General features: G+C 46.4%; 1 protein-coding gene. It reads left to right on the top strand.

Annotated elements, in window-relative coordinates; genetic code table 11:
* The coding region (gene lptD / locus A3735_RS24855; protein WP_156499906.1) for an LPS assembly protein LptD at window positions 1-530 on the top strand (530 nt) is incomplete at both ends.

The following is a 530-nucleotide window of genomic DNA, read 5'->3' as shown; positions in this document are numbered from 1 at the left end:
TAGGCTACATCAGCAAAGACAAGTTCTATAATAGCGAGCAGAAAGCAATCGGCCCAGATGACACGGACGCTCGCTGGGGCCTCAGCTTTAGTCAGGATATCAATGCGCATCATGACGGCTGGTATGGCACGCTCAAATATAGCCAGATCAGCGACTTTGACTACCTGGATGATTTGAACCAGGGGCTGAATATAAACCGAAGTGATAACCTTGATCGAAGGGCTGAACTCCATTATTCAGAGGATAACTGGCGATTCAGCTTCTTGATGCAGCAATACAAAAGTATCGATGAAACACTGCTGGCAAGCGAACAAGCTTATCAACGCTTACCTGAACTAAATTATCAATTCGGTTCTATCTACAAACAACTGCAACTCGACTGGCACAGCCAATATGTCTACTTCTATCGTGACCAGGAAGGTCTCGTCGGGGATGAACGTATTATAGGCTCACGCGTTCGACACCAGCCCAAGGTATCATTGCCTTTATCTAAGAGCTGGGGCTATATCAGCCCATCTGTAAGTATCGAC

The sequence above is a fragment of the Oleiphilus sp. HI0061 genome (assembly GCF_001635675.1).
The sequence above is the reverse complement of the archived record's forward strand: the minus strand, read 5'-3'. Positions and strand labels throughout refer to the sequence as shown.